At 60.5% G+C, this 26,373-nt stretch carries 28 protein-coding genes and 1 pseudogene; 17 read left to right on the top strand and 12 right to left on the bottom strand.

Going from position 1 to position 26,373, the window contains the following annotated elements; translation table 11 throughout:
• The first annotated feature begins 2 nt into the window (after window positions 1-2).
• Window positions 3-485 carry a WG repeat-containing protein gene (locus FXN63_RS11860; protein ID WP_148815069.1) on the top strand — a complete coding sequence of 161 codons (483 nt, stop codon included), beginning with the start codon at window positions 3-5 and terminating at the stop codon, window positions 483-485.
• On the opposite strand, the gene FXN63_RS11855 is transcribed toward FXN63_RS11860, so the two are convergent.
• Both FXN63_RS11855 and FXN63_RS11850 read right to left on the bottom strand, forming a co-directional pair.
• Window positions 451-1,641 carry a hypothetical protein gene (locus FXN63_RS11855; RefSeq protein WP_148815066.1) on the bottom strand — a complete coding sequence of 397 codons (1,191 nt, stop codon included), beginning with the start codon at window positions 1,639-1,641 and terminating at the stop codon, window positions 451-453. The genes FXN63_RS11860 and FXN63_RS11855 overlap by 35 nt on opposite strands.
• 141 nt (window positions 1,642-1,782) lie before the next feature.
• The gene (locus FXN63_RS11850; RefSeq protein ID WP_148815064.1) at window positions 1,783-2,127 is read right to left on the bottom strand and encodes a c-type cytochrome; all 345 of its coding nucleotides are present in this window, start codon (window positions 2,125-2,127) and stop codon (window positions 1,783-1,785) included.
• A gap of 182 nt (window positions 2,128-2,309) precedes the next feature.
• On the opposite strand from FXN63_RS11850, the gene FXN63_RS11845 reads away from it, so the two are divergent.
• The 4 genes from FXN63_RS11845 to FXN63_RS11830 all read left to right on the top strand — a co-directional run bounded on the left by FXN63_RS11845 (window position 2,310) and on the right by FXN63_RS11830 (window position 4,575).
• Window positions 2,310-2,522 (top strand): hypothetical protein, encoded by a 213-nt coding sequence (locus tag FXN63_RS11845; protein ID WP_148815062.1) that lies wholly within the window; start codon window positions 2,310-2,312, stop codon window positions 2,520-2,522.
• Between the two features lie 344 nt (window positions 2,523-2,866).
• Window positions 2,867-3,985, top strand: a complete 1,119-nt coding sequence (locus FXN63_RS11840; RefSeq protein WP_148815060.1) for a hypothetical protein — start codon at window positions 2,867-2,869, stop codon at window positions 3,983-3,985.
• 99 nt (window positions 3,986-4,084) lie between these two features.
• Entirely contained in the window at window positions 4,085-4,330 is a 246-nt protein-coding gene (locus FXN63_RS11835) for a hypothetical protein (RefSeq protein WP_148815058.1), read from the top strand.
• A gap of 38 nt (window positions 4,331-4,368) precedes the next feature.
• Window positions 4,369-4,575: a glycine zipper domain-containing protein gene (locus tag FXN63_RS11830; RefSeq protein ID WP_148815056.1), complete on the top strand. Its 207-nt coding sequence runs from the start codon at window positions 4,369-4,371 to the stop codon at window positions 4,573-4,575.
• Between the two features lie 80 nt (window positions 4,576-4,655).
• Here the strand turns inward: FXN63_RS11830 and FXN63_RS11825 are convergent, their stop codons facing one another.
• The 5 genes from FXN63_RS11825 to FXN63_RS11805 form a co-directional block, all read right to left on the bottom strand.
• Window positions 4,656-5,573 carry a hypothetical protein gene (locus tag FXN63_RS11825; protein ID WP_148815054.1) on the bottom strand — a complete coding sequence of 306 codons (918 nt, stop codon included), beginning with the start codon at window positions 5,571-5,573 and terminating at the stop codon, window positions 4,656-4,658.
• A gap of 186 nt (window positions 5,574-5,759) precedes the next feature.
• A complete protein-coding gene (locus FXN63_RS11820) occupies window positions 5,760-6,557 on the bottom strand; it encodes a dihydrofolate reductase family protein (RefSeq protein ID WP_148815052.1) in 798 nt (265 codons plus the stop codon).
• 170 nt (window positions 6,558-6,727) lie between these two features.
• The gene (locus FXN63_RS11815; RefSeq protein ID WP_246165113.1) at window positions 6,728-7,309 is read right to left on the bottom strand and encodes a GNAT family N-acetyltransferase; all 582 of its coding nucleotides are present in this window, start codon (window positions 7,307-7,309) and stop codon (window positions 6,728-6,730) included.
• A 181-nt stretch (window positions 7,310-7,490) separates the two neighbouring features.
• A complete protein-coding gene (locus FXN63_RS11810) occupies window positions 7,491-7,721 on the bottom strand; it encodes a DUF3606 domain-containing protein (RefSeq protein WP_148815048.1) in 231 nt (76 codons plus the stop codon).
• A gap of 137 nt (window positions 7,722-7,858) precedes the next feature.
• On the bottom strand, window positions 7,859-8,755 hold the full coding sequence (locus FXN63_RS11805) for a LysR family transcriptional regulator (protein WP_148815046.1): 897 nt from the start codon (window positions 8,753-8,755) through the stop codon (window positions 7,859-7,861).
• Window positions 8,756-8,937: 182 nt separating this feature from the next.
• Between FXN63_RS11805 and FXN63_RS11800 the strand changes: the two genes are divergently transcribed.
• Together FXN63_RS11800 and FXN63_RS11795 are read left to right on the top strand one after the other, a co-directional pair.
• Window positions 8,938-10,362 carry an MFS transporter gene (locus FXN63_RS11800; protein WP_148815044.1) on the top strand — a complete coding sequence of 475 codons (1,425 nt, stop codon included), beginning with the start codon at window positions 8,938-8,940 and terminating at the stop codon, window positions 10,360-10,362.
• 193 nt (window positions 10,363-10,555) lie between these two features.
• On the top strand, window positions 10,556-11,512 hold the full coding sequence (locus tag FXN63_RS11795) for an LLM class oxidoreductase (protein WP_148815042.1): 957 nt from the start codon (window positions 10,556-10,558) through the stop codon (window positions 11,510-11,512).
• Between the two features lie 42 nt (window positions 11,513-11,554).
• Here the strand turns inward: FXN63_RS11795 and FXN63_RS11790 are convergent, their stop codons facing one another.
• A complete protein-coding gene (locus tag FXN63_RS11790) occupies window positions 11,555-12,484 on the bottom strand; it encodes a LysR family transcriptional regulator (RefSeq protein WP_148815040.1) in 930 nt (309 codons plus the stop codon).
• 103 nt (window positions 12,485-12,587) lie between these two features.
• Between FXN63_RS11790 and FXN63_RS11785 the strand changes: the two genes are divergently transcribed.
• The 8 genes and pseudogenes from FXN63_RS11785 to FXN63_RS11750 all read left to right on the top strand — a co-directional run bounded on the left by FXN63_RS11785 (window position 12,588) and on the right by FXN63_RS11750 (window position 19,858).
• Complete coding sequence (locus FXN63_RS11785; RefSeq protein WP_148815038.1) at window positions 12,588-13,472, top strand: MBL fold metallo-hydrolase; 885 nt, start codon at window positions 12,588-12,590, stop codon at window positions 13,470-13,472.
• Window positions 13,473-13,578: 106 nt separating this feature from the next.
• Window positions 13,579-14,271 (top strand): DsbA family protein, encoded by a 693-nt coding sequence (locus FXN63_RS11780; protein WP_148815036.1) that lies wholly within the window; start codon window positions 13,579-13,581, stop codon window positions 14,269-14,271.
• The gene (locus FXN63_RS11775) at window positions 14,268-14,675 is read left to right on the top strand and encodes a nuclear transport factor 2 family protein (RefSeq protein WP_246165112.1); all 408 of its coding nucleotides are present in this window, start codon (window positions 14,268-14,270) and stop codon (window positions 14,673-14,675) included. The genes FXN63_RS11780 and FXN63_RS11775 overlap by 4 nt, the downstream gene beginning before the upstream one ends.
• Before the next feature lie 266 nt (window positions 14,676-14,941).
• Window positions 14,942-15,421, top strand: coding sequence for a rhodanese-like domain-containing protein (locus FXN63_RS11770; RefSeq protein ID WP_148815032.1), 480 nt, complete (start codon window positions 14,942-14,944; stop codon window positions 15,419-15,421).
• A 111-nt stretch (window positions 15,422-15,532) separates the two neighbouring features.
• On the top strand, window positions 15,533-16,477 hold the full coding sequence (epsC, locus tag FXN63_RS11765) for a serine O-acetyltransferase EpsC (RefSeq protein WP_148815030.1): 945 nt from the start codon (window positions 15,533-15,535) through the stop codon (window positions 16,475-16,477).
• Window positions 16,477-16,748 (top strand): annotated as a pseudogene (locus tag FXN63_RS11760) (helix-turn-helix domain-containing protein). Before epsC ends, FXN63_RS11760 begins: the two are co-directional and overlap by 1 nt.
• 75 nt (window positions 16,749-16,823) lie before the next feature.
• On the top strand, window positions 16,824-17,756 hold the full coding sequence (locus FXN63_RS11755; RefSeq protein WP_148815028.1) for a family 2A encapsulin nanocompartment shell protein: 933 nt from the start codon (window positions 16,824-16,826) through the stop codon (window positions 17,754-17,756).
• Window positions 17,757-17,764: 8 nt separating this feature from the next.
• Entirely contained in the window at window positions 17,765-19,858 is a 2,094-nt protein-coding gene (locus FXN63_RS11750; RefSeq protein WP_148815026.1) for a family 2A encapsulin nanocompartment cargo protein cysteine desulfurase, read from the top strand.
• A 125-nt stretch (window positions 19,859-19,983) separates the two neighbouring features.
• On the opposite strand, the gene FXN63_RS11745 is transcribed toward FXN63_RS11750, so the two are convergent.
• Window positions 19,984-20,496, bottom strand: coding sequence for an Lrp/AsnC family transcriptional regulator (locus FXN63_RS11745; protein ID WP_148815024.1), 513 nt, complete (start codon window positions 20,494-20,496; stop codon window positions 19,984-19,986).
• A gap of 251 nt (window positions 20,497-20,747) precedes the next feature.
• On the opposite strand from FXN63_RS11745, the gene FXN63_RS11740 reads away from it, so the two are divergent.
• Window positions 20,748-21,764: a 1-aminocyclopropane-1-carboxylate deaminase gene (locus tag FXN63_RS11740; RefSeq protein ID WP_148815021.1), complete on the top strand. Its 1,017-nt coding sequence runs from the start codon at window positions 20,748-20,750 to the stop codon at window positions 21,762-21,764.
• Between the two features lie 87 nt (window positions 21,765-21,851).
• Window positions 21,852-23,144, top strand: coding sequence for a transketolase-like TK C-terminal-containing protein (locus FXN63_RS11735; protein ID WP_148815019.1), 1,293 nt, complete (start codon window positions 21,852-21,854; stop codon window positions 23,142-23,144).
• Between the two features lie 84 nt (window positions 23,145-23,228).
• Here the strand turns inward: FXN63_RS11735 and FXN63_RS11730 are convergent, their stop codons facing one another.
• The 3 genes from FXN63_RS11730 to FXN63_RS11720 all read right to left on the bottom strand — a co-directional run bounded on the left by FXN63_RS11730 (window position 23,229) and on the right by FXN63_RS11720 (window position 26,373).
• Window positions 23,229-24,263: an L-idonate 5-dehydrogenase gene (locus tag FXN63_RS11730; RefSeq protein ID WP_187395174.1), complete on the bottom strand. Its 1,035-nt coding sequence runs from the start codon at window positions 24,261-24,263 to the stop codon at window positions 23,229-23,231.
• Window positions 24,264-24,344: 81 nt separating this feature from the next.
• Entirely contained in the window at window positions 24,345-25,112 is a 768-nt protein-coding gene (locus FXN63_RS11725; RefSeq protein WP_148815017.1) for an SDR family oxidoreductase, read from the bottom strand.
• A 13-nt stretch (window positions 25,113-25,125) separates the two neighbouring features.
• Window positions 25,126-26,373 carry an enolase C-terminal domain-like protein gene (locus FXN63_RS11720; RefSeq protein WP_148815015.1) on the bottom strand — a complete coding sequence of 416 codons (1,248 nt, stop codon included), beginning with the start codon at window positions 26,371-26,373 and terminating at the stop codon, window positions 25,126-25,128.

The following is a 26,373-nucleotide window of genomic DNA, read 5'->3' as shown; positions in this document are numbered from 1 at the left end:
AGGTGGCTGCCAGCCTGATGGTCGCGATGGCCACTGCCGCCTTGAATCTATGCGCGCCGTTCCACGATGAAGCCAAGGACCGCTACGGCTACCTGCAATGTGATGGCAGCCCCGGGCTGCCCGCACAGTATCGGGTTGCCGATGATTTCACTGCAGGTGGAATTGCGGCCGTGCTGGACGCCACAGGCTGGTATTACATAGATCGCCAAGGCAGATTTCTGCTGCGCCCGATGATCTACGACAACGGTCCCGACTACTTTGTCGAAGGCCTGTCCCGCTTCATCCAGGACGGCAAGACAGGCTTCTTCGACGAAGCAGGCCAGGTTGTCATTCCGGCCACCTACGACTTTGCGTATCCCTTCAAAGATGGGGTGGCGGAAGTCGGCCAGCGCTGCACGACAACGCGCCAGCACGAACACAGCATCGTGTCATGCCAGGCGTGGTCGACCATCAAGCATCCGGCAACGCCAGCCACTTCTCGATGAGCTTGGCTGCGGCGCGTTTGCGCCCGCAGCGAATGTCGCCTGGCTCGGCCAGCACAAAGTTCAGGCCGTGCTTGTCGCGCATGGACGTCAACCACGCGGGGAAGGCATGCAACTGCCCTGCCCCCAGCGCGGTAATGCCAAGATCGTTCTGCGTCACATGGCCCGCCCATTCGGAATATTGGCCAGCCTCGGTCTCGACGCGTAGCCGCCAGGGATAGTCGGGCTCGGGCGCGATTTCCAGGGAAAGGTCCGGCGCATAGGAACGTTTGTCAGGATTGCTGTCGCGTTGCAAAACAATATGAATACGCCAGTCCTCGTCGTCGCCGAATGGCAAATTCAGATTGCGAACCAGCGCCACCGATTCGGTAGCATCGCGTCGTGCCTTGGCAATCGCGGCAAGTTTGGCGGCCTGCGCAACAAAATCGGCATCGTCCTCGGCAAGTGGCAAGACCGCTTGAACCGTCTCGTGCAAGATGGCCAGACGGCGATCCTGATGCGTCAAGGCGTATACGTTGCCGATCAGGTCTTGCACCAGCGCCACGCGTGTAGATGGCGACAGCAATCCGATCAGCACAAAGCCCCAGAACATCAGGCTGATTGACCAGTCGTGCTCGTCGTGATCGGCTCGCCTTGTGTGTCGATAGCGCAAGTGCCGCAAGACTTCCAGCACCCGAACTGCCTCACCGCTGAACGCCTGCAAGTTCTTCAGCTTGTCGCGTTGCCCAGGCAGGGATGTGTACTTGCCCAACTGGTTCACCAGTTTCAAGCGCGCTTTCAATTCTGCCGCACTGCTCGTTGGCCCGCTGGGCAGATAACCCTGGTCATCAAAACCAAAACAGAACAGCAATTCCAACCGGCCTGCCAAATGGCCGAAACTGTTTTCATCGATCTGCACCAACAAGACGCGATACGCCTCGGTCAACAAAGGCAATTCCTTGTCGGACACTGCCGGCACCAGACCCGCGATTCGCATGACATGCGTGTACAGGCGAACCCGCTGCGTCGGCTCCAGAAGCCGGTCAGCCTTGGTGAACAAGGGAGATATCTGATAGTGATTGGCAGGCCAGAACTTGCCTTGCCGCCCTGCTGCGAGCGCGGCATCTTCATCATCAATAAAGCGGGTCAGCAGGGTTGTGGCATCAAGGGTGTCGGGCATGACGTGGCTTCCGAAACAAACGGGCAGGTATCGGTCGTTGATCGACAGACAGCAAGCCGTCTGGACAACACGACCGCCCGTTTTAAATCAGTTCCGTGCGACGACAGGTAGGAAATCGTAATCATTCTCCATGCCGTCGCACTACTTCACCTGCGACACCATATAGTCCACCGCCGCCTTTACCTCGTCATCGGAACAGGTAAAGCAGGTGCCGCGTCGGGGCATCCAACCCATGCCGTCGATCACGTGCTGGTACATCTTGTCTTTGCCTTGCGCCAGCCGGGGAGCCCAGGCTGCGGAATCACTGACCTTGGGCGCACCGCGCATGCCGAATCCGTGGCAGGACACGCAGCTGACGCTATAGATAGCCTGACCCGACCGGCCAGGCTTGACGGCGTCGGCTGCCAGCGTGGGAGCACTCAGCAAGGCCAGGGCAAGGACTGAGACAACACCCAGCCAGCGAAACACGGCCTTCGAAAAATTCATGAGAAACCAGATCATCGGAAAAAAACGGCTTGATCGACGCAGAACTGAGCAAAGAAGCGCCTGAACAAAGCCCAGACAACACCCAAAACAACGCCTGAACACGCGTAATTTTACGCGCTGCAAGCCTTGGCTCGCCGAATCGACTACCCTTGGAGGGCATCAACATTCATAGAGAACGCACCATGTCTTCCTCCAACGGCTTGATCGACCAAGTCGCGCAACGTATTCAGCACCTCGAACAACTGAAGATCGCGGCGCTGAAAGAAAAGAACTTCTCGGTTGCCAGCCTGTGCACCGCAGAACTTCCCCGCCTGAAGCTGCGCTTGTCCGACCTGGAAAACCAGGCCTCGGAAAAGGCCCGTCTTGCTGGCCTGAAGAACGGCGCTGACGCCTGACGTGCCCTTAGGGCCATGCGTCAATCCATCCCGCCTCGGCGGGATTTTTTTCGCCTGTCGCTGCCGAAAAATGCCGCCATTTTCTTTTCGCTACAAATACGCATCAAATCAATAAAACATAATGACGATGCGAAAACAGGCCCGCTATTTACCAGACTACCATTCGAACCAATGAGGGTTTTGTCACACGATTAACTAAGTCGATATTGTCTGCCAGGGTATCGCGGGATACGATCGGCCGCTGATTTTCCCGCACTTCGTTGCTCGCGCTTCATTGCTATATGAAACGCGCGATCCGCCCACCCTTTCCCGCATGCCAAACGGGACAATATCCGGAGACCACCTTGACGCATATTCGCAGAGCCATCACGCTCGGCAGCATTCCTGCCTTGGCAGTTCTGGTATTGAGCGGTTGCGCGGCACCCACGCCAACGATGACCAGCGTCACGGACCAAATGGCCGCTCGCGAGCAACAGCGGCAGGCAGCAGAAAAGAGCATGACCGAGGCAACCGACCAGCTGCTGTCAGGTGCAATCCAAGCCGGCAAGGCAATTGTGGTGACAACGACTGTCAATCTGGACAGTCAGCAATGGGGAGACTTGTCCAACGCGGATGTGTCAGCGGAGTTTGCCCGACAACGTCATGGCATAACGGAATGGCGAAATGTCGATAATCCGGCGCATAACTTCAAAGTCGGCAACGGCCAATCTGCGATTGAGATTAAAAGCGTCAAAGGCTCGCATATGCAGGTGACATTCGGCCGCACGCTTTATCAGGTGTTTGTGGTCGAACCCGGCAACTACACCTTGGCAGGCGGCAGCAATGCCATGCCGCGCACCGTGCTTGCCAACCCGGCTGCCAACGCGAAAATCCGCCCATCGGCATTGGGCACCGTGGTCATGGACGAAACCACCTTCACCGAATATGGCCGAGGCCAGGTATGGCGTGACGCAACCTACAGAACGGATCGCGTCAAACAGACGGTTTGCACCGCAGTGCGGGTTGCCAGCGGACAGTGTGCCTCTACCGCCGATGCATCGTATGACCAGGTCACCCAGACTAGCGCGGCCGGTTATGCCTCGACCACCACGGCCAAGGAAGTGCCCGGGGTCTGGGCCTTCGTGTCGCTTCGCAAACCGTTTGCCAGCTTCTCGGTAGCCAAGGGCGAAGTGGTGTTGGTCGACGGATTCTACGGCGATGCGCCCACCGCCAGCTTCACCGACAAAGACTGCGAGCGCGTGGCGTCTACCAAGGTCAGTTGTGAACTCAACAAGTTCACCATGATCCGCATCCCGACCTCGCTGCAGGACTTCAGCAAGACCACGCCAGCGGCAGAGCTTGGCTTGCCGGCCACCGGCGAGGTGCTCAAGCGTATCCAATACCGCGAGCCGAAGATCTTTGCCAGGCCCGGCAGCACCAACAGCACGCGCTGGGGTCAGGAATACGCATTGACGGGGCGTTAAGCCGCAGGCGCTGGCGTTCATAACGCCAATGCGCAATGTTTAAGATGACAAATTGCTTTTTTTGGCAGACTCATCCCGACGAGCTTCGAGAGGACTGCCATGACTAGCAACGAATGTCTATCGCTGATGACCGGTATCGCCGATGGCGGTGCCGCCCCTACCCCCGAGGCCGCCATGCGCGTGCTGGCCGAATACATCGCACGCGCCAGCATCACCATGGGGGCCACGGATCGTGAACGCCTGCTGTCGGTAGGTGCGACGATTTCCAACGGCATCCAAGGTGCCAGGCCGCCCAGAGCAGATACCGAGTCCTGGCTGGGACCGGATCGCGGGGGGTGGCTATGACACCCAGCCTTATGGTGAAGCCCGATATATGACGGCCAGTGATCGGTGCGCATAGGCTTGCACCCGGCTTCGTCTGGCTGGCTCGTTATACTTTCGGCATGACACAACGAACCAGCTTGGCAATAGGCATCGCCGTCGGCGTTGCCCTCGGGCTCGCCACCGAAAATCTTTTCATCGGCACCGGTGCGGGCATCGTGCTCAGTATCGCGCTCGGCTATCGCGGCGGCGAGAAAAAAGACGATTGAGCGGCAGGATGGCCAGTGTTGCTGGTCGTCCTGGCTACCGTCGGCGCACGCTCGGCACGCTGCCCTGCCCATACCGGCGTTTAACCGATCATCGCCGTATCAAGCGCCGTGCGGATGAGTTGCTCGTCCGCACGGCGCTCATCCGCATTCAGTTCAAACGCGTAGCTTGCGATCATCGACTCTGCGTCGGCCGCACGCTGCGCCAAGGCAGGCTCGTTTTCCTGCCACCTCAACCAGTACTCGGCCAGACGGTCATCCGTCACGGCTGCATGCAGCGCATTGCGAACCAGGCGATCCAGCGCGGCGTGGGCCTTGAACATCAGCACCTTGTTCGCTTCGTCTTCCAACACGTAATAGACCGGGCCCTGCACCACGCAGTTCTCCTGGACCAAGTCGAGCAGGCAGTGCCAGGCCCTGCTGCTTTCCAGCGCGATCAGCCAGTCGAACAATTCCGCCGGATCGACACGCAGATACAGCAAGGCGGTGATGATTCGGCGGGAGATGAACGACGGGCCGTAGAGCACGCCAGATGCCGAATCAGGAACCTGCATAGGCGCTGTATTGCCTGCCGCAAACCAGTTGATCGCGACGCGACAGAAAACGTCGCGCAAGGCCGCCTGCTCTTCTGTCGGCCGATGCCATAAGCCAACTCGCATGGATTGTTCGATCAGGTCTGGATCGATGTCCGGGTCGAAGAACCCCAGCTCCAGACCGCGCGGCAGCCAATGCAGGAAGGTGGACGCGCCACCGGAACAATTGGGGTGCTCGAAATAAATGCCGGAAAAAGCCGCCAGCGGTGCTTCGCGCACGGCGCGCAGGCCTCGCATCTGCTGTTCCTGTTCCAGATCGAAACACTGGCGGCACCACCCGTATGACACCGTCGTGTGCGCGTAGACCTCGTAAAGCCGGTTCAGGCATTCAGCGGCAGAAGGTACGTCGCGCTTGAATGCATGAAAAAGCGGTTCCGGCACGGTAGATGCAGGCGCGCGCTTAGCCATGCTGCGCTTCGCTTTCCGCACGAAGCGAAATCGATCGCGCCAGCATGTCGAACGCCTTGCTGCATGGGGCTTTGCCACCTGTTGCCACGGTCACCTCTTGTCATGTCGGAGGGACACCATAGCAAATCCAGCCTGCCCGTCCTGTCGCAAGATGTCGTGGAATGCAACGGGCAGAGTTAGCCCTGTTCAGCAGCGCGAATAGTCGCAGAACACATCGTCCGCATAGACGGTGCATGCCACGTCAGAAGCTTTAGGTTCCAGCACGGCGTACCGCAGCCAGACCATGCCGCCATTCAGTGTTTCCGTTGCCATGTGGCTCAGGTATCGCCTGGCCACCACCTGCTCATCCAAGGTGCCGGTGTATTCCCAGGTGTTGATGCCACCCGGCAAGTCATTGATGACCGGGCACACCAGCAAGCTGATCTCATCGATCAGGCCGGCATGCATGAAGGTGCTGTTGAGCCGCCCTCCGCCTTCAAGCAACAGGGTGTCTACACCGAAATCTTCGCCAAGCTGTGCCAGCGCATCGGCCAGATTGCGCCCGTCCGGGCCTGCAAACAGATACGACACGCCCACTGCGCGCAACTCGGCCAAATACGTCTCCGGCACGTGGTCACCCAGCAGGGTGACGATGTGGTGGCCATCGGCGTCGTCACTGTCGTAATGCAGCGTGCCGTCCAGGTCGATGACGACGGCAAGCTTGCGGCCATTGCGTGCGCCGTAATGGTCGCCTTGCCCGGTGTCCTTGCCACCAAGGGCCACGCGGCGCGTGCCCGATTTGGCTGAACCCGCCATCACGGAAGGCAATGCCGCCAGACTGCTGCTGCCGACGATGAATCCATCGGAATCCAATCGGGTGCCGAGTCGTGCCCGACGTGTGGATGTAGTCACCACGCACGACGGCGTGTCGGTCGGAACCCAGCGGTCGGCCAGCAAGCGGCCGTCAATTGAACTGACCAGATGACAGATGATCTTGGGGCGCATGCGTACCTCCTTGTTGCTGGCGCATTGCGGGCATGCCGGCAATGCGCATGACTGCAGTGGCTGACCGCAATATGGCAGTCAGCTGACAGTCAGCAATCTACAGGTCGCACCAGGCACCGACTAGGTAGCGGAATTTGAATGGACTTATGAACGAGCTTCATGAAAGCTCTTCATGAAACCACTTCTTGGGGGCGCTGTTCGCACACCGGCAAGGCTTGCACGCCACCGTCAACCTCTTTCGGATTGATCAGTGACGTCAATACATGATCTGCCCACACCCCATTGATCTTCAGATACGAACGCGCCTCGCCTTCACGCTGAAACCCCAATCGCGCCAGCAGACGCGCACTGCGATGGTTTTCTGGCCGGTGATTGGCCATGACGCGATGCAGGCCCATCTGGTCAAAGACATAGGCCAGCGCCAGACGCAAACCCTCTGCCATCAGGCCACGCCCCTGCAGGTCTTCTGCAACCGAGAACCCCAGATGACAAGCTTGGAACGCACCACGCACGATGTTCGCAAAGTTGCAGGTGCCGATAAGTCGATTGCTTTCGCGCGTGAACATCAGCAACAACAAGGCATCGCCATTGGCGTTTTTCTGCGCCATCGACTGCAGGCGTTCAGACACCACATCGGGATCGAAAAACGCATCGTCGCGCAACGGCTCCCAGGGCTGCAGATAAGCGTGGTTATCAATCAGATAGGCCCGGAATTCATGAGTAAGCGACGGGTCTGCCGATCGGAGCAACACGCGCTCTGATGCAATTCCTTCTACCGGAAACACCGGTTTTTCACTGGCCACCACACACCTCGTCGCTGTCATCACGCACCAATTATGGGGCAACGTCAGGCGAACGCTCGTGCGCTAGACAAACAATCATTATCGCGACGCAAAAAGTGATTTTTTGCATTCAGCGCCATGTCAGAATGAGTCAGCGCATTGAAGCATCTGGGTCTTGGCCCACCGGGCACACACAGGTCTGTTCGATGTTCGAGAGGTACTTCGTCACATCGACAGGATGTGTTCCTACCGCCTCAACGGCAGCACGAAGTGCGTCTTGACTGACACCCAGCCGATTGGACCAGTAGCGCAGTTCATACTGCTTGCTCAGGTCGATTGGAGGGCATTGTTCAGTCGGCGGAAAATCGGATTGCGCACGCATCAGCATCCTCCATTAAAAAGGCCGGCCACGCCGGTTGAAATAACAGGGCAAGAAACGGTCCTGCCATAGATATCCTGCCCTATGGATATTCACCGCGAACGCCGGTTCCGACGAGTAGGGGAAACGCCTGCCTGCCGTTATATGTCGCTTGCGCAAACTTCACGCACGCAATCGCGCAACCAGCGATGCACCGGGTCGGCATGGGAACGCGGGTGCCACAGCAGGGACACCGTAATATCGGGCACGGCAACCGGCAGCGAAAAACTCTGCATGCCGTCGCGTAGATTGCCTGTGTGCCGCTCAGGCACGGTGGCCACCATGTCCGAGGCCCGCGCAAGCGCTACCGCACTGGAAAATTCGCCAACGATGGTCACGACATTGCGTGTCAGACCAAGCGGCACAAGGGCCTCGTCCACCGGTCCGTGGTCGAATCCGCGCCGCGATACGTGAATATGCCGGGCGGCTGCGTAGCGGGCTGGCGTGACCGGATGGCGAACCAGCGGATGCCCCCTTTGCACGACACCAATGAATCTGTCCCGGAACAGAGCCTGAACCTTCACCTCCGGCCCCATTGTGGTGCCCACCACGCCTGTTTCCAGGTCAACCAGGCCATCGCGCAACAACGTGCTTTCGCGATCCAGCTTGGGCACGAAACGCAGCCGAACCCCAGGCGCTTCGGACGCCACGCGCGCAACCAGCGCGGCACCAAAGGTTTCGACGAAACGTTCTCGACTGCGCAGCGTGAAGGTTCGCACCAGCTGTGTCAGATCGGGCAGCTGCGCTGGCCGCAGCACAGCTTCGGCATCGTGCACCAGCTGGCTTACCTGCTCGCGCAATTCAAGTGCACGCGGCGTCGGCACCAGCCCGCGCCCTGCCCTGACCAGCAAGGGGTCGCCCGTGGTGTCGCGCAGTCTTGCCAAGGACCTGCTCATTGCCGACGGGCTTAGGTTCAAGCGCCTGGCAGCACGCGCAACATTGCCTTCCGCAAGCAGAACATCAAGGGTGATGAGCAGGTTCAGATCGGGTCGCGACATGCATCAACCGTATCACGGCCAACACTGACATGGCCTCAGACACACTGATTAAGTGCAAATCGTGCGCCTTCCGCCACACCACTGCGCTGACTACGCTGCATGCATTCGTGTATCGGCCTTGATTGACACCTGCCTTGATTGGCATCCGTTCCGGGCCGAACCAGTCACTGCGGAACAAGCTCATGAGCACCACACCCGTTCATATCAATACCCTGCACACCAGCCCGTCTGCCCTCAGATGGACACTGGCCAGCCTGTCCTTGTCGATGCTGCTGTCGTCCGTGGGAGCCAGCATCGCCAACGTCGGCCTGCCGACAATGGCACAGGCGTTCAACGCCTCGTTCCAGCAAGTGCAGTGGGTGATCCTGGCGTACCTGCTCTCTATCACCACGGTGATTGTCAGCGTCGGTTGCCTGGGCGACATGATCGGGCGACGCCGCCTGCTGCTCACCGGCATAGCGCTGTTCACGCTGGCCTCGGCCTTGTGCGGTATGGCAGCTTCGCTGCCCCTGCTGATCGTTGCACGCGGGGTGCAAGGCCTGGGGGCGGCAATCATGATGGCGTTGACCACGGCGTTAGTGACCGGCACCGTGCCCGCAGCCAAGACAGGCAGTGCCATAGGGCTGCTTGCCACCATGTCGTCAGTGGGCACGGCATTGGGGCCGACGCTTGGTGGTCTGTTGCTGTCAGCCTTTGGTTGGACGGCGCTTTTCCTGGCAACCGTACCGCTCGGCGTACTGGCATGGGGGCTGGCATATCGCTTCCTGCCGGCTGACGCAGATCAGGATCGGAAGCGCGATATGCGTTTCGACTACCTGGGCACGCTCCTGCTTGCGCTGACGCTTGCCGCCTACGCCCTGGCTGTCACGCTGACCCAAGACGGCTTGGGGATGCTGAACCTGGTCCTGCTGTGTCTGGCATGCCTTGGGCTGAGTCTGTTCATACTGATCGAGACCCGATCGCCCGCGCCGCTTATCCGCCTGGCGATTTTCCACAGTCCGGTGCTGAGCAAGGCGTTCACCAGCAGTACGCTGGTCATGACAGTAGTCATGGCAACCATGGTGGTCGGCCCGTTCTATCTGTCGGGCGCATTGCGGCTGGACGCTGCGCATCTGGGGCTGGTTATGTCTGTCAGTCCGCTGGCGGCAGCATTGACCGGCGTGCCTGCCGGGCGGCTGGTGGATCGATTCGGTGCCCATCGCATGGCGTTGGCCGGTCTGCTTGCCATGCTGGCCGGCAGCCTGTTGTTGAGCATGTTGCCGATGCAAGCCGGCATCCCCGGCTATGTGGCCCCGCTTGCCCTGCTGGCGGCGGGTTATGCGCTGTTTCAGACGGCCAACAATACCTCGGCCATGAAGCATGTGATGCCCGATCAGCGCGGCGTGGTGTCCGGCATGTTGGGTCTGTCGCGCAATCTGGGCCTGATCACCGGCGCATCCTTGATGGGCGCAGTATTTGCCTTCGGGTCACGGTCTGCCGACTTGGCAGGCGGCCACGCGGCATCCATGGCGATGGGGATGCGGATGACATTCGCGGCGGCGGTCGTATTGGTATTGATCGCGCTTGCGATACTCGCGCCAGGCAAGGATGCAACCAAGCAATCGTAATCGGCGTGTACAGTGATCGGCATGCACAGTAGTAGGCATGCACAGTAATCGGCATCCACAGCACTCGACACCTGCACGCAAGCAGTTCGATGAACCAATCATCTGCCTGTACAGTCAGACCACACCGGCCACCGGCACGCAACATGACGACATATTGCGCTGTCTCACCAGGGTCGTTCTTACAGGACTGTTGATGCAAAGCTCGACGGCAGCACCCTCGGCGGATCTGCTACACCGCCTCTTCGCCCCACAACGGCTGTCCATCGGACTGTCTCTGCCCTTGCTCGCCGAGGGCAATATCGTCGCCGACTTCAGTGCGCAGATCGCGTTGGCCAAACACGCCGACGAACTGGGCTTTGCCGCGCTGTGGGTACGGGACGTGCCGCTGAACAGTGCCGACTACCCCGACCCGGTCGGTCATCTGGACCCGTGGGTGCTGCTGGGCGCACTCGCCTCGCATACCCAGCGCATCGCCCTCATCAGTGGTGCGATCGTGCTCACCTTGCGGCACCCGCTGCACATTGCCAAGGGTGCGGTGTCGGTCAACACCTTGTCGGGCGGACGCTTCATCCTGGGCTTGGGATCGGGCGACCGCCCGCCAGAATATGCAGCATTCGGCCAGGATGCCACTGAGCGCCGCAAGACCTACGCCAGAAACTGGGACGTGGTGGCCGCCGCCCTGGCCGAGCATCCCAAGGTGGTTCCAGACCAAACCCCCGAGCATGCGCCCGACTTTTTCCTGTTGCCCACGCCTGACACCACCACACCCATGCTGGCGGTCGGCTCAGGCGGCCAAAGCGTAGACTGGATCGCGCGCAATGCCATCGGCTGGATGACCTACCACCGCGAACCCGAACAACAGCGCGCACGCTACAACATGTGGCGCGCCGCTGTCGATCGGGCGACACCGGGTGCGTTCAAAATGTTCGGCACCGCCATGCGCCTTGAACTCAGCGACGATCCGGAAGCGGCTCCGACCCCCATCGACCTGGGCTATCGAACCGGCAGCAAGGGCTTGGTCGAAGTGCTGAAAGAGATGCGGGCCAGCGGTACCCACCATGTCACGCTGAACCTGAGCGGCGTGCGCCGCCCGCTGCAAGATGTGCTGGGTGAATTGGCCGAGCACGTGCTGCCAGCGTTTCATACCTGATCGGTGCGGGCCAGTCGTAGCACGGCGCTCGGGTAGCGTCGCTTACCCGCCAGCCGACTCAGTCGACAGAACCTGATCCCAGGGTGCCACGGGTTTACTGAAGTAACTCGCCAGGTGATCCAGCATCAGCCGCAACAAGGGCGGCTGGTGATGGCGTGACAAATACACCGCGTGAATGCCCAAGGTCTCGGGCTCGTAGTCAGGCAGCACCCGAACGAGCCTGTTCTGCTGCAGATCCTCGCTGACCAGGTAGGTAGGCAACAAGGCAATGCCCGCCCCGCTCAGGGCTGCGCTGCGCGCAATCGTCGATTCATTGGTCTTCAGCACACCTCGAAACGGCACCTTGATGTCTTGGCCGTGCTGGCGCAAGCGCAGCTCGTTACGTCCTACATACGCATGCGTAATACAACGATGTGAAGCCAGCGATTCCGGCTCGATGGGCATGCCGGATGCCGCCACATAGGCAGGCGAGGCGCACAGCACCGAGCGACAATCGCCCAGTCGGCGCGCAATCAAGGACTCGTCCAGTTGATTGCCGATACGCACGGCCAGGTCGATGCGGTCTTCCACCAGATTCACCGTGCGTTCCTGAGCCAACAATTCGATTTCCACCTTGGGATAGCGGGCCAGAAACTGGGCGACCACATCGCCCAGGCAGGCCTGCCCAAACGAGGTGGCGGTGGCGATTCGCAATCGACCGCTGGGTGCGCTTTGACGAGCCCCCGCCACTGCCCTGACATCGCCCGTCAATTCCAGCACCTGGCGACAGCGCTGCAAGGCCTCGGCTCCTGCTTCCGTCAGGCTGACGCGGCGCGTGGTCCGGTGCAGCAAGCGTATGCCCAGCCAGTCTTCCAAGCTTTCCAGATTGCGCGAGACCATTGCCCGCGACATATCCAGCGCCTGCCCGGCTTCGGTCAGGCTGCCTCGCTCGGCAATTTCCACAAACACTTGCATGGCAGTGAAACGATCCAAGATTTACCCGATTCAGTAGACAAACCATCTACAAGTCTACTGTTTATTCACATATAACAAGCTAATAAAGTCTCGTCATTGATTCTCCAATCTGGAACGCGACATGACTTTCACCGCCAAAACCCTTGCCCGCCTGATCGCGCCGTTTGCACTGACCCTTGGCGTTGTCGCCGACGGCGCTGCGCAAACCGCGCCGCTGAATGTGCAGGTCTACAACGCCGATGCAAACAGCTTCCACATGAACGCCGTGCTGGTGTCGGGCAAGACCGACGCCGTGCTGCTGGACACCGGTTTCACCCGCGCCGATGCGCTGCGCATCGTGGCCATGGTGCTGGACAGCAAGAAGACCTTGAAAACCATCTACATCAGCCAACCCGACCCCGATTTCTACTTTGGCATCGAAGTGCTGAAGCAGTATTTCCCCGACGCTCAGGTGGTCACGACGGCCCCGACGCTGAAGAAGATCGAAGCCACCCTGGCGACCAAGCTGCAGGTCTGGGGACCGCGCATGGGTGCCAATGCCCCGAAGTCCGTGCCGCTGCCCACCGTGCTGGAAGGCGACAGCATCACGCTTGAAGGCGAGAAGCTTGAGATCAAGGGCCTGGAAGCCCAGCCGCATCGCAGCTATGTCTGGATTCCGTCGATCAAGACGATTGCCGGCGGCGTGAATGTGTTTGGTGGCCTGCACCTGTGGACCGCCGACGCACAAAGCGCGCAGGAACGTGCCGACTGGAACAAGAAGCTGAGCGACATGATCGCCCTGCAACCGGCCCGCGTGATCCCAGGCCACAGCCTGCCGGGCGTCAAGCAAGACGTGTCGCAAGTGCAATGGACCCAGACCTACCTGGCCCGTTTCGAGACTGAACTGCCGAAGGCGGCAAACAGCGGCGAGCTGATCAGCACCTTGAAAGCCGCCTACCCGGACGCCGGTCTGCTGATCGCACTCGACATCGGTGCCAAGGTGAACAAGGGCGAAATGAAGTGGTAATGGCGACGGCGGCTGCGCGTTCGGCGTAGCCAGGTGTGGTGATGCGATGTCTTGCTTCACCGCCCCCCAGTCGCAGCCGCCCGCCTGCTTATTTCAGGATGAACACATGAACCAAGTCAGACTGCATTATGTGTACGACCCGTTGTGCGGCTGGTGTTACGGTGCCGCGCCACTGATTGATGTGGCGTGCAGCCTCGCACCGACTCAAGCCCATGCAGGTGGCTTGATGGTTGGCAGCGGACGGCGTCCGGTCACCCCCGAATTGCGCAACTTCGTCACTCCGCACGATGCCCGCATCGCGCGCCTGAGCGGACAAGCCTTTGGCGAGGCCTATCGCAATGGATTGCTGTGTGACGAAGGTGCAGTGTTCGATTCCGAGCCGCCCATTACGGCAGTCCTGGCAGCAGACCAGATTGCTGGTGCTGGGCTGACATTGCTGGCGCGCGTGCAAACCGCCCACTATGTCGAAGGCAGGCGCATTTCCGATCCGCACGTGCTGCGCGAGCTTGCTGCAGATATCGGGCTTGATGTCTCGCAGTTCGATCATGCGTTCGAACAAATTGCAGGGGATGCCACGCAAGCGCACATGGCCAGCGCCCGTGCGTTCATGAAGCAGACCGGTGCCTACGGATTCCCAGCCTTGGTGCTGGAGCGTGATGGCGTCTTTTCCGCGCTGGATATCACGGCGTATTTCGGCCAGCCGGAAGCCTGGCGCGATTGGCTCAGTCAGCAGATCAATGCCACCGCTGAGCTCGCATCCGATCACGTCAGAAATACCGTTCAAGGATGTGTCCAGTGAGTGCCTCGCCAAGCAACGTCGAGATCATCCGCGCGCATTACGCCGCATCGGCAGCGCGCGATCTCGACGCGATGATGGCCAATGTGTCGCCGCAGGTGCGCTGGACGGAGATGCAAGGCTTTCCGTGTGCAGGGACGTGGATCGGGCCCACGGCCGTTGTCGAAAACGTGTTTTCGGTACTGGGCCGGGACTGGGAAAATTACCGTTTCGAGCTGCAGACCTTGATCGATGGCGGTGAGCAGATCGTAGGAGTAGGCAGCTATCACGGGGTGTATCGTGCGACCGGGAAAGCCATGCAGGCACGCGTGACCCACATCTGGACATTGCAGGATGGGGTCGTGGTGGCCTTCGAGCAGTTCACCGACACGCTGCTAGTTCGTCAGGCAATGACGGGCACAGAATAATAGCCACCGGACGACAACCACCAAGTAACGGCCGCCAAATAACAGCCACCGAACCAGCCTGATCGGAATAGCTCAATCAAAGTAGTCCGTTTTGACACTGGCATCGTGCAACGCGATGCCAGCATGACGCGTCGCGTCGGATGCGGCCAAGCCGCTAATAGTTCCAAGCTCTTAAGTACCGACTTTTTATTCGTTCGTAATCTCAGGGTATCGCTCTAGATTGGTGTCTATCGCCACCACCGTGATGGTTTTTATCCGGAGCCCCCATGAGTTACGAAGTATCCGACATTGCCCTGCCCGCAGCGCTGGAACAAGCTCGCGCAGCCGCATCACAAGCCAATCTTGCCCATGCCGGTGGCGTCACGCCGCCCGTGGCGTGGCAGCTTTCCCAAGCTGGCCAAGCCGTGCTTGTCGACGTCCGTACCGCCGAAGAACGCAAGTTCGTCGGTCACGTGCCGGGCACCGTTCACGTGCCCTGGGCCACCGGCACCAGCCTGACCCGCAATCCACGTTTCGTGCGCGAACTGGAAGCCAAGGTCGCGAAGGAAGGCGGCAAGGACGCCGTCGTCTTGCTGCTGTGCCGCAGCGGTAAACGATCTGCGCTGGCTGCCGAAGCCGCTGAAAAAGCTGGCTTTACCCACGTATTCAATGTGCTGGAAGGCTTCGAGGGTGAACTCGATGCCGAAGAGCACCGTGGCGGCCAGGATGGCTGGCGCTTCCACGGCCTGCCCTGGGTGCAGGACTGACACCCCCTCCCCTGTTTTTGCGTACCCCATCAAGACCCATCCGCGTGCCATGACAGGTCCCACAGCCGAGTGCCATGTGCAAGACAAAGCCAGGAACCTACAGGAAGACACATGGCTCATTTTGATGTTGACAGCGTTGTTCAGGCCTTGGACGACATTCGCCGTACCTGGCGGGATTCCCAACAGCGTGCGCGTGAACCCGGCGCACGGGAATTTCCCTCGCGTGAAGCGCTTTCGCTGATCACCGGCAAGCTGAAAGGCGCGCTTTTTCCGATGCGCCTGGGGCCGCTGGACATGCGACACGCAAGCGAAAACTTCTACGTCGGCTATACGCTGGATGAAGCCTTGCAAGGTCTGCTAGCCCAGGCCCGGCTGGAACTGCAATACGTCGCTCGTCACGAGCCTGCGGACCAATCCGAGATCGAACGCAAGGCGCTGGAAGCCATACGCGCCTTTGCAAGCGCCCTGCCCGACATCCGTCGCCTGCTGGACACCGATGTACTGGCCGCCTACCAGGGGGACCCGGCCGCACGCAGCGTGGACGAAGTGCTGCTGTGCTATCCGGGTGTGCTTGCCCTGATTCATCACCGGCTGGCGCACCAACTCTACATTCTTGGCCTGCCACTGCTGGCGCGCATCGTAGCCGAGCTGGCGCATAGCGAAACCGGCATCGACATCCATCCAGGCGCGCAGATCGGCGCAGGATTTTTTATCGATCACGGCACCGGCGTGGTCATCGGTGAGACCGCGCGCATCGGGCGACGGGTGCGTGTCTATCAGGCTGTCACGCTGGGAGCCAAGCGCTTCCCTACGGACGCAGAAGGCCATCTGGAAAAAGGTCTGCCTCGCCACCCGATCGTTGAAGACGACGTGGTCATCTACGCGGGGGCCACCATTCTGGGCCGCGTGACACTGGGTACCGGTGCCATCATCGGCGGCAATGTGTGGGTCACACAAAGCGTGGCACCAGGTGCCAGCGTGACCCAGGCCAGCCTGCAAAGCACACCACTCAGGGACACACTTGCGCCCGCAAGCACAGCGCTGGAGTCGGCCTGATGAGCAAGACACTGGTCGAAGTCTTCGGCACCACCGTGCGCCAGTTGCGGGAAACGCAGGGCTGGTCACAGGAACAACTGGCAGAACGGTCCGACCTGAATCGGTCCTATGTCGGCGAGGTGGAACGCGCTCGTGTCATCCCCTCGCTTGTCACCGCAAACAAGCTGGCCCAGGCACTTGGCCTGGACATCGCCACCTTGTTGAAACACTGCCAGACCGCAGCAGAACAGCGAGAAACAGAAGTCTCGCATTGACGGCTATAGCCTGTTGATCGTGCCTCGCGGCAGGCCCAAACTCGCCTCGGTTTTTTGACTGATTTACTTATTTGCTTATTACGGAGCGCAAGATGACTGCAACAGTAGGTGGGACCGTCGCACTGGGCGACAACGCGGCAAGACAGCTAGCCAACGCGACCAAGACCGTCCCTCAGTTGGAAACCATCAGCCCCCGTTGGCTGACCCACCTGCTGCAATGGGTGCCCGTTGAAGCCGGCATTTACCGCCTGAACAAGGTGAAGAACCCGGAAAGCATCAAGGTCACCTGCACCGCTCGCGAAGCCGAAAACCAGTTGCCGCGGACCTTCGTCGACTACGAAGAAAACCCACGCGAATACTTCCTGAATGCCGTCAGCACCGTGCTGGACGTACACACCCGCATCTCGGACCTGTACAGCAGCCCGCATGACCAGATCAAGGAACAGCTGCGCCTGACGATCGAGACGATCAAGGAAAATCAGGAAAGCGAGCTGATCAACAACCCGGACTACGGCCTGTTGGCGCAAGTCACCGAAGAACAGCGCATCTTCCCGCTGACCGGTGCCCCCACCCCTGACGATCTGGACGAACTGCTGACCAAGGTCTGGAAAGAACCCGCTTTCTTCCTGACGCACCCGCTGGCAATTGCTGCCTTCGGCCGCGAAGCCACGCGCCGTGGCACGCCGCCGCCGACCATCAGCTTGTTCGGTTCGCAATTCATCACCTGGCGCGGCATTCCGCTGATCCCGTCGAACAAGGTGCCGGTTGCCGATGGTAAGACCAAGATCATCTTGCTGCGCGTGGGCGACAAGCGCCAAGGCGTAGTGGGTCTGTTCCAGCCCGGCCTGCCCGGCGAACAAAGCCCGGGGCTGTCGGTGCGTTTCATGGGCATCAACAACCACGCCATCGCGTCCTATCTGATTTCGCTGTATTGCTCGCTGGCCGTATTGACCACCGACGCGCTGGCTGTGCTCGATGACGTGGAAATCGGCAAGTACCACGACTATCCCGACACCTATAAGTAAACCGAGCGATGAGCATCCCTGCTTCCCCTCCTCGGTTTGCCGAGCTTCCGGACGGCGTGCCGCACGCCCCGGAAGCGCCCATTGATCCGGCCGTGCTGGCGCGCATGGCCACGGCATTTTTTTCTGCGTTGCCAGGGCAGTCTGCCAATCTTGATGGCGTAAGCGCGGCGCGTGGTCTGCCCGCAGCGCCCCCAGCGTCAGCGGCGGCCTTGTCATTGCCGCAGTCCGTGCCGCCCGGCGTGCAGGCTCCGCTTAATGTCGCACCTGCAGGTTCTCCCCTGGTCAGCCCGGCTGGCTTCGGGCCGAACGTGCCGGGTACGCCAATCCCGCAAGGGCAGATTCCGGGTAGCAACCTGCTGCCCGCGTCGCCAGCCCAGTTGCCCTCGCTGGCGCATCGCGCACCGGCATTGCTGCCACATGCGCCAGCCGGCAATGGCGTGCCGGATAATGTCTACAGCGCAGTCCCGGCTTACGAACCGCGCTTTGGCAGTGGCGTGACGGGCGTACCACCAGCCACATCGGTGCAGTCTTATCCCGCATCGCCCGAGACGCCGTACTACTTCCTGGACGGTTTCCACGGAGAACCTGGACGCAACCAATCGGCACCGGCTGCGCCAGGCAATGTGCTGGGTGGCACCGTGATTCGCGACGACTTGGTCAGCCAGGCATTGCGTGGCCCGATAGACTCGGTAGGCCCGCTCAGCCACGCGCAGCCGTCCTCGCGCGGCCTGCCCACCCAGAGCGTCGGGGCAGCAGGCGCGTCGGCCGAACCCAAGTACTACTTTGTCGACTCGGTGGTCTTGCCCAGTGGATACGTCACGCCGGCCAAGCCAGACCCGCGCGGCAATGTTCCGCAAGCCGGGCAAAGCCAGCGTCAGCCCTTCGATGTGAATGCCGTTCGGCGTGATTTCCCGGTGCTGCAGGAACGTGTGAACGGCCGTCAGCTGGTGTGGTTCGACAACGCCGCCACCACGCACAAGCCGCAGTCGGTGATCGACCGTATTGCCTACTTCTACGCGCACGAAAACTCCAACATCCACCGCGCCGCGCACGAACTGGCGGCACGGGCCACGGATGCCTATGAAGGTGCGCGCGAACGGGTCCGGCACTTCCTGAACGCCCCGGACGTGAACGAAGTCATCTTCGTGCGCGGCACCACCGAGGCCATCAACCTGGTGGCCAAAAGCTGGGGCGCGCAGCACGTGGGTGAAGGCGACGAGATCATCGTCTCCAACCTGGAGCACCACGCCAACATCGTGCCCTGGCAGCAGTTGGCAGCCGCGAAAGGTGCCCGTCTGCGCGTGATCCCGGTAGATGACTCCGGCCAGATCCTGCTGGACGAGTATCGCAAGCTGCTGAACGACCGCACCAAGATCGTGGCCGTCACGCAGGTTTCCAACGCGCTGGGTACGATCACCCCGATCAAGGAAATCGTCGAACTCGCGCATCGGGCGGGTGCCAAGACCTTGGTTGATGGCGCACAATCGGTGTCGCACATGCGGGTCGATGTGCAAGACCTGGGCACCGACTTCTTTGTGTTCTCCGGCCACAAGCTGTTCGGTCCCACCGGCATTGGCGTGGTCTGGGGCAAGCGCGAGGTCCTGGAAGACATGCCGCCCTGGCAAGGTGGCGGCAACATGATTGCTGACGTCACCTTCGAGAAAACCATCTTCCAACCCATTCCGAACAAGTTCGAAGCGGGCACGGGAAATATCGCAGACGCGGTGGGCTTGGGGGCGGCCATCGACTACATCAACCGACTTGGCATCGAGAACATCGGTCGCTACGAACACGACCTGCTGGTCTACGGCATGAAGCACCTGGCCGAGATCAAAGGCGTGCGCCTGGTGGGTACTGCAGCTGAAAAAGCCAGCGTGATGTCCTTTGTGCTGGCCGGCTACAGCACGGAAGACGTCGGTCAGGCGCTCAACAAGGAAGGCATTGCGGTGCGCACGGGGCACCATTGCGCACAGCCTATTCTTCGTCGTTTTGGCCTGGAGACCACGGTGCGACCTTCACTGGCGTTCTACAACACCTTTGAAGAAATAGACAGGTTGTTGGCGGTGGTACAGCGACTGTCGTTGCAGCGACGGGCGGGCTGAGCGTAGCAGCGGCTTTCGTCGTAACGCAGCACGTGCTTTGCTGATTCCGAAGTATCAACAACATGGCGCTGGCGCAATCCAGCGCCATGTTGCGTTTTCAACGCTGTGTTATCGGCGTCGCGTCTTCAGATCGGCAACTGCGTCGTAGACAGCACCTGCTTCAACACCATGAAGGTGCGAATCTGCCGCACGCCTGGCAGGTACAGCAACTGTTCTGCGTGCAGCTTGTTGAAGCTGTCGTTGTCCTTGGTGCGCACCAGCATGAAGTAATCGAATTCGCCAGTGACCACGTGGCATTCCAGGCAGCCGGACACCTTCTGCGCCGCTTTTTCGAAGTTGGTGAAGGAGTCTGGCGTTGATCGGTCCAGCACCACACCGATCATCACCAGCGTACCGACATCCAGCGCACGCGGGTTCAACAGCGCCACGATACCGCTGATGAATCCCGCTTCTTTCAAGCGCTCTACCCGTCGCAGGCACGCGGGTGCGCTCAGGTTCACTTTGGCGGCCAGCGCCACGTTGGAGATCGATGCGTCGCGCTGCAGCACTTTCAGAATTGCGCGGTCGGTGCGGTCCAAGGTCTCTTTTGACGACTCTGCCGGCAAGGCTGCCTGCGCACGTGGCTTGGTGGTACTCATCAAAAACCCTTGAAAACGTGGAAACAGGCGATGAAAAAAGCGGAAATTTCGCGGTTTTTCTGTGCGGGAAAACACACAGTCGCAGCAGGAAATTTTATTGTCTAAAAAATAACATCTGCAAAATTATTCCAAGCCAAATCAACGTTCCACCAATCTTAACGCCAAAATTTTCCACATTTTCGCAAGCACGTTTCTTCTGAATATTCTTATGCTACAGGCTGCTTAGTCGTCGACTTCCAAGGAGCAGTCTCATGAACCTCAAAAAATTCCCGCGCTATCCGTTGACCTTCGGACCGACGCCGATTCAGCCGCTCAAACGCCTCAGCGCCCACCTGGGTGGCAAGGTTGAACTGTATGCCAAGCGCGAAGACTGCAACAGCGGCCTGGCATTCGGCGGCAACAAGACCCGCAAGCTGGAATATCTGATCCCCGAAGCGCTGGAAGGCGGTTACGACACGCTCGTGTCCATCGGTGGCATCCAATCCAACCAGACTCGCCAAGTGGCCGCCGTTGCCGCCCACCTGGGCCTGAAGTGCGTGCTGGTTCAGGAAAACTGGGTCAACTATTCTGACGCCGTGTATGACCGCGTCGGCAACATCGAAATGTCGCGCATCATGGGCGCAGACGTGCGCCTGGATGCCGCTGGCTTCGACATCGGCATCCGCAAGAGCTGGGAAGACGCAATGGAAAGCGTGCGCCAGGCTGGCGGCAAGCCCTTCCCGATTCCGGCTGGTTGCTCCGAGCACCCCAAAGGCGGTCTGGGCTTCGTGGACTTCGCCGAAGAAGTGCGCCAGCAGGAAGCCGAACTGGGCTTCAAGTTCGACTACATCGTTGTCTGCGCCGTTACCGGCAGCACGCAGGCTGGCATGGTGGTGGGCTTTGCCGAAGACGGCCGCGCTGACCGCGTGATCGGTATCGACGCGTCGGCCAAGCCGCAGCAAACCTTCGACCAGATCCTGCGTATCGCCAAGAACACCGCCAACCTGGTGGAACTGGGCCGGGAAATTACCGAGAAGGACATTGTTCTCGATACCCGCTTCGGTGGTCCAGAATACGGCTTGCCCAACGAAGGCACGCTCGAAGCCATCCGTCTGTGCGCGCGCATGGAAGGCATGCTGACTGATCCGGTATATGAAGGAAAGTCGATGCATGGCATGATCGAGAAGGTGCGTCTGGGCGAGTTCCCCGAAGGTTCCAAAGTCTTGTATGCACACCTTGGTGGCGTACCGGCGCTGAACGCGTACAGCTTCATCTTCCGCAACGGCTAAGCGCACACAGCCAGCACTGCAGGCGCGGCAGGTAAGCAGCGGTTCACGACACCGACATCCGTTCTAACTGATAGCGAGGTGGAATGAATGGAATTACCTGACTGCGCTGGCTCGGTTGCCGCCACTACGCCAGCGGCGGCACGCAAGGCCTCGGCACCTGCCGTACCCGTCCCGCCCATTGAACGCTTTGCTGCGTTTGCACTCCAGGCAAACGGCGAGGCCATGCAAAGCACCATGGCCTTCGTGCGGCAACTGGCAGCGCTGGAGCAAGACCCGCAAATCGGGCAATACATCGTGCCGATTCTGGGTGATGCGGCCCGAGTGCCCGACATATCCAGCCTGTTTTCCCAAGCGGGTCTGGATGTGGCGGTGGTCGAGTCAGGCCAGCCGCAGGTAGATGCAAAACCAGTAGCCGCGGAACAAGCGGCCGCAAAACCCGACAGCGGCGACGCACAGCCTGAGGTTACCGACGCCTTGTCCGCCTGGACCGAGGCCGCGACCAGACACTGGACGCACAGTCAGCCCCTGCTGCCCTTCCATATTTCCAGCAGCAGCTTCGGCTTTCGTGATGTAGGCGACCTGATGGGAGCCGCCACCGACGCACGTGCGCGCGGATTCCTGATCAATATGGCCTCCAGTCACACCCATCTTGGCAGCGAGTGCCCCCAGCAGCGGGACCGTGCCAGCCATCTGTTCGCGTCCACGCTTGCCCACTGTCGGGCCTACCACCCCGCCTTTGCTGGCGAGCTGGCCGTGATCGTGGACCACGGCATGCGCCGCATGCTGATGGCGCAATACGACGAGTTCTATTACCTCACGGTCACCGACGACAAACTTGTCACCCCGAATCTGCCCACGTCGGCATTCGCCGACGTCATTCGCGGCATGCACTTGCTGCGCTCAGGCTCAGCCCGTGAAAAGCGGGTTCAGTTGCTGGGAAGCGGTGCCACCATGCGCGAAGTGCTCCAGGCCGCCGCGCGCCTGGAAAACGACCACGGCATTGCCGCCGATATCTGGAGCGTGACCAGCTACATAGAATTGGCGCGCCAGGGTATCGACCAGGAACGCCGTTGGCGCAATGGCAACCAGACCAGCGTGGACAGCTGGATCGAACAACGCCTGGCCCCTACATCCGGCCCTATCGTGGCGGCCACCGACCACGGACGCGCCCTGCCGGAACTGGTTCGCGCCTTCATGCCGCCCGGGCGACGTTATGTGACGCTTGGGTCGGATGGTGTCGGCGACGACGACGCACCGGTCAAGGTCGATGCCTCGGACATCGTGCAGGCCAGCCTGCGCGCGGTCGAAGAGATCGTATGTGCCGAGCGCAGCGCAGGACAGCGGCAACTGGCCGCGGTGATGTCGCTGTCGTCGATCTAGGGTGATGGCTTGCAGCGCGGACTGTCGTTGAGACTACGGCTGATAGTCCCCGCTGCAAGGCAAGCAGATCGCTCAATTAATCAATCAATTGAAGTCCAACACCACCTTCAGTGCCTTGGACCGATCCCCCGCCAGCTCGAAAGCCTGAGTCGAATCGCGATAGGACAGCGTCGCGGATATCAAGGGTTTGACGTCAACCAAGCCCTTGTTCAGCAATTCGACCGCCACGGCAAACTCTTCGTGGAAACGAAACGCGCCGCGCAGATCGAACTCTCTGGCCACAATGGTGTTCACCGGCAAGGTCATCTCGCCGCCCAGGCCCACCTGCACGATGATGCCGCGTGAACGCAGCGCATCGAAGGCACCCACCAATGCACGGGCATTGCCACTGGCTTCGAACAGCACGTCAAACGTGCCCTTGTCGGCCGAGAAACGCGCCAGGCCATCCGGCGTTTCGGCAACATTGACGACCTCATCTGCACCGATTTCCAGCGCCTTCGCCAGCGTGAACGCGCCAACATCGGTCGCGACGATATAACCGGCTCCGGCTCGCCGAGCGGCAATCACCAGCAAGGCGCCGATCGGACCGCAACCCGTGACCAGCACGTTCTTGCCAAGCAACGGACCAGCACGGCGCACGGCGTGCAAGGCCACCGCAAGCGGTTCTGCCAAGGCACCTTCAGCGTCGCTGACCGAATCGTTCAGGCGGTGCGCCTGATGCGTGTCGATGACGATCTGCTGGCGAAACGCGCCATCAACATGGGGGTTGCGCATGGCACTGCCGTAGTAGCGCATGTCCAGGCAATGGTTTTGCAAGCCTTGCTGGCAATACTTGCACAGCATGCATGGGCGGCTTGGACTGATCGCGATGCGTTCGCCGGCACGAAATCCTGTGACGTCAGCACCCACAGCCTCGATCACCCCCGCCACTTCGTGGCCCAACACCATCGGGTGCTTGATGCGAATGGTGCCAAAACCACCGTGCTGGTAGTAGTGCAGATCCGACCCGCAGATGCCGCCGCTTCGCACCCTGACCTGAAGCTGGCCTGCGCCCAGTGGCGCGGTTTCGAATGCCTCGACGCGCAGGTCGCCGGGGCCGTGTATGACAAGCGCTTCCATGATTGTGGCCTGTTTTTCTTGAGTTGAATGTGTGTCGATCAGGGCTGATCTGCTTGGTATCAGGCAGATCAATGCCTGCCGTCAGAGCACCGACACCATGCCGCCATCGACAAAAATGATCTGCCCACTTACGTAGTTGGACGCGCCGGAAGCCAGGAACACGGCAGTGCCGATCAGTTCTTCCGGCTTGCCCCAGCGCCCCGCTGGCGTGCGGCCCTTCACCCATGCGTCGAAGCTTGGGTTGTCGATCAGGGCCTGGTTCATGTCGGTCAGCATGTACCCCGGGCCAATGGCATTGGCCTGGATGTTGTGGCTTGCCCATTCGGCCGTCATGGCGCGCGTCAGCATCTTGATGCCGCCCTTGGCCACCGTATAAGGCGCAACCGTGGCGCGCGCCAGTTCGCTGGTCAGCGACCCGATGTTGATGATCTTGCCGTGACCGCGCGGAATCATGCGTCGCGCCGCCTCGCGCCCGACCACGAACGCGCTGGTCAGGTTGGTGTCGATCACACGCTGCCAGTCCTCAGTGGCCAGGTCGACCATCGGTTTGCGGAACTGCACGCCCGCGTTGTTGACCAGAATGTCGACGGCGATGCCGGCAGCATCAAGCTGCTCGAACGCAGCCACCACGGCGGCTTCGTCGCAGACATCGAAGGCGTGGGCATCGACGGTGTATCCCTTGGCGCGCAATGCGGCCGCAGCCGCATCGAGCCGAGCGGCGTCCACGCCGTTGATCACCAGACGCGCGCCAGCAGCGGCCAGGCCCTCTGCAATGGCAAAACCCAGGCCACGCGAAGAACCGGTGACGAGTGCGGTTTTACCCGCCAGACTGAAAAGTTGGGTAGACATGAAAATGGTTCTCTCAGGGCGTTTGCAGGGTGCCGTCGATCAGGCGGGTCTGCGTCCAGGTGGTGACGGTGTTTTCGCAGGGATACTTGCGGGCCTGAGCCTCATCGATATCCACGCCCAAGCCCGGCTTGTCGTTGGCGTAGACGTAGCCGTCCTTGAACTCGGGCAAGCCCGGGAACACCTCGGTCAGCGCGTCGGGTGGGCCTTTCAGGTTCTGGATCACGAAGTTGGGGGGCTGTATGCCCGACCATTCCTGCACACCAAAATTGCGCGCAGCCAGGTCGATATGAATGTTGGCCGCATGCGCAATCGGCGACATGTCGCCCGGGCCGTGCCAGGCCGTCTTCACCCCGAACTGCTCGGCAAATATCTGCAACTTGCGCGCAGGCGTGATCCCGCCGATCTGGCTTAAATGCACACGAATGAAGTCGATGAGCTGATCGGTGATCAAGCCCTTCCACTCGTAGGGATTGTTGAACAACTCGCCCTGCGCAAGCGGAATGCGCGTCTTCTCGCGCAGCTGGCGCAGCCACCTGCCCTCTTCCAGCGGAATGGCGTCTTCCAGGAAGAAGAGTTCAAATTGCTCCATTTCGCAGGCGAATTTGATCGCGTCGATCGGGCTCAGACGTTCGTGTACGTCATGGCACAGTTCAACGTCAAAGCCCACCTTGCTGCGAATGCCGTCAAACAATTTAAGCGTTTCGCGCATGTAGCGCCGGCTGTGCAGGTAGATGCCGTCCGGTGCACCACGCGGCGCGCTGGCTGGTGCAGGCCCGAAGCCGCTGCCGCCGTAACCGCCGCTTTGGCAGCGAATGTGCGTGATGCCTTGTTCCTGATACGCCTGGATGTTGTCGCACAGTTCCGCCAGGTCGCGGCCGTCGGCATGCCGGTAGATCGGCACCCCTTCGCGCACCTTGCCACCGAACAATTGATAGACCGGCATGCCGGCCATCTTGCCCTTGATGTCCCACAAGGCCATGTCCACGCCCGAAATGGCGTTGTTCTCGGCCGGGCCGTTGCGCCAATAGGCGTTCTGGTGCATCAGTTGCCACAGGTCCTCGATCGCGCTTACGTCGCGACCGATCAGCAGCGGTTTAAGGTATTGCTCGACCAGGCACTGCACCACCAGGTGGCGATAGGCAAAGGTTGCGCAACCCAGGCCGTACAGGCCCGGTTGATTGGTTTCCACCTTCACGACCACCAGGTTGATGCCCTGGGGGGCCGTGAGGATGACTTTCACATCGGAAATGAGTGTTGCCAT

This window comes from Pigmentiphaga aceris, assembly GCF_008119665.1.
Lineage (GTDB): Bacteria > Pseudomonadota > Gammaproteobacteria > Burkholderiales > Burkholderiaceae_B > Pigmentiphaga > Pigmentiphaga aceris.
The sequence above is the reverse complement of the archived record's forward strand: the minus strand, read 5'-3'. Positions and strand labels throughout refer to the sequence as shown.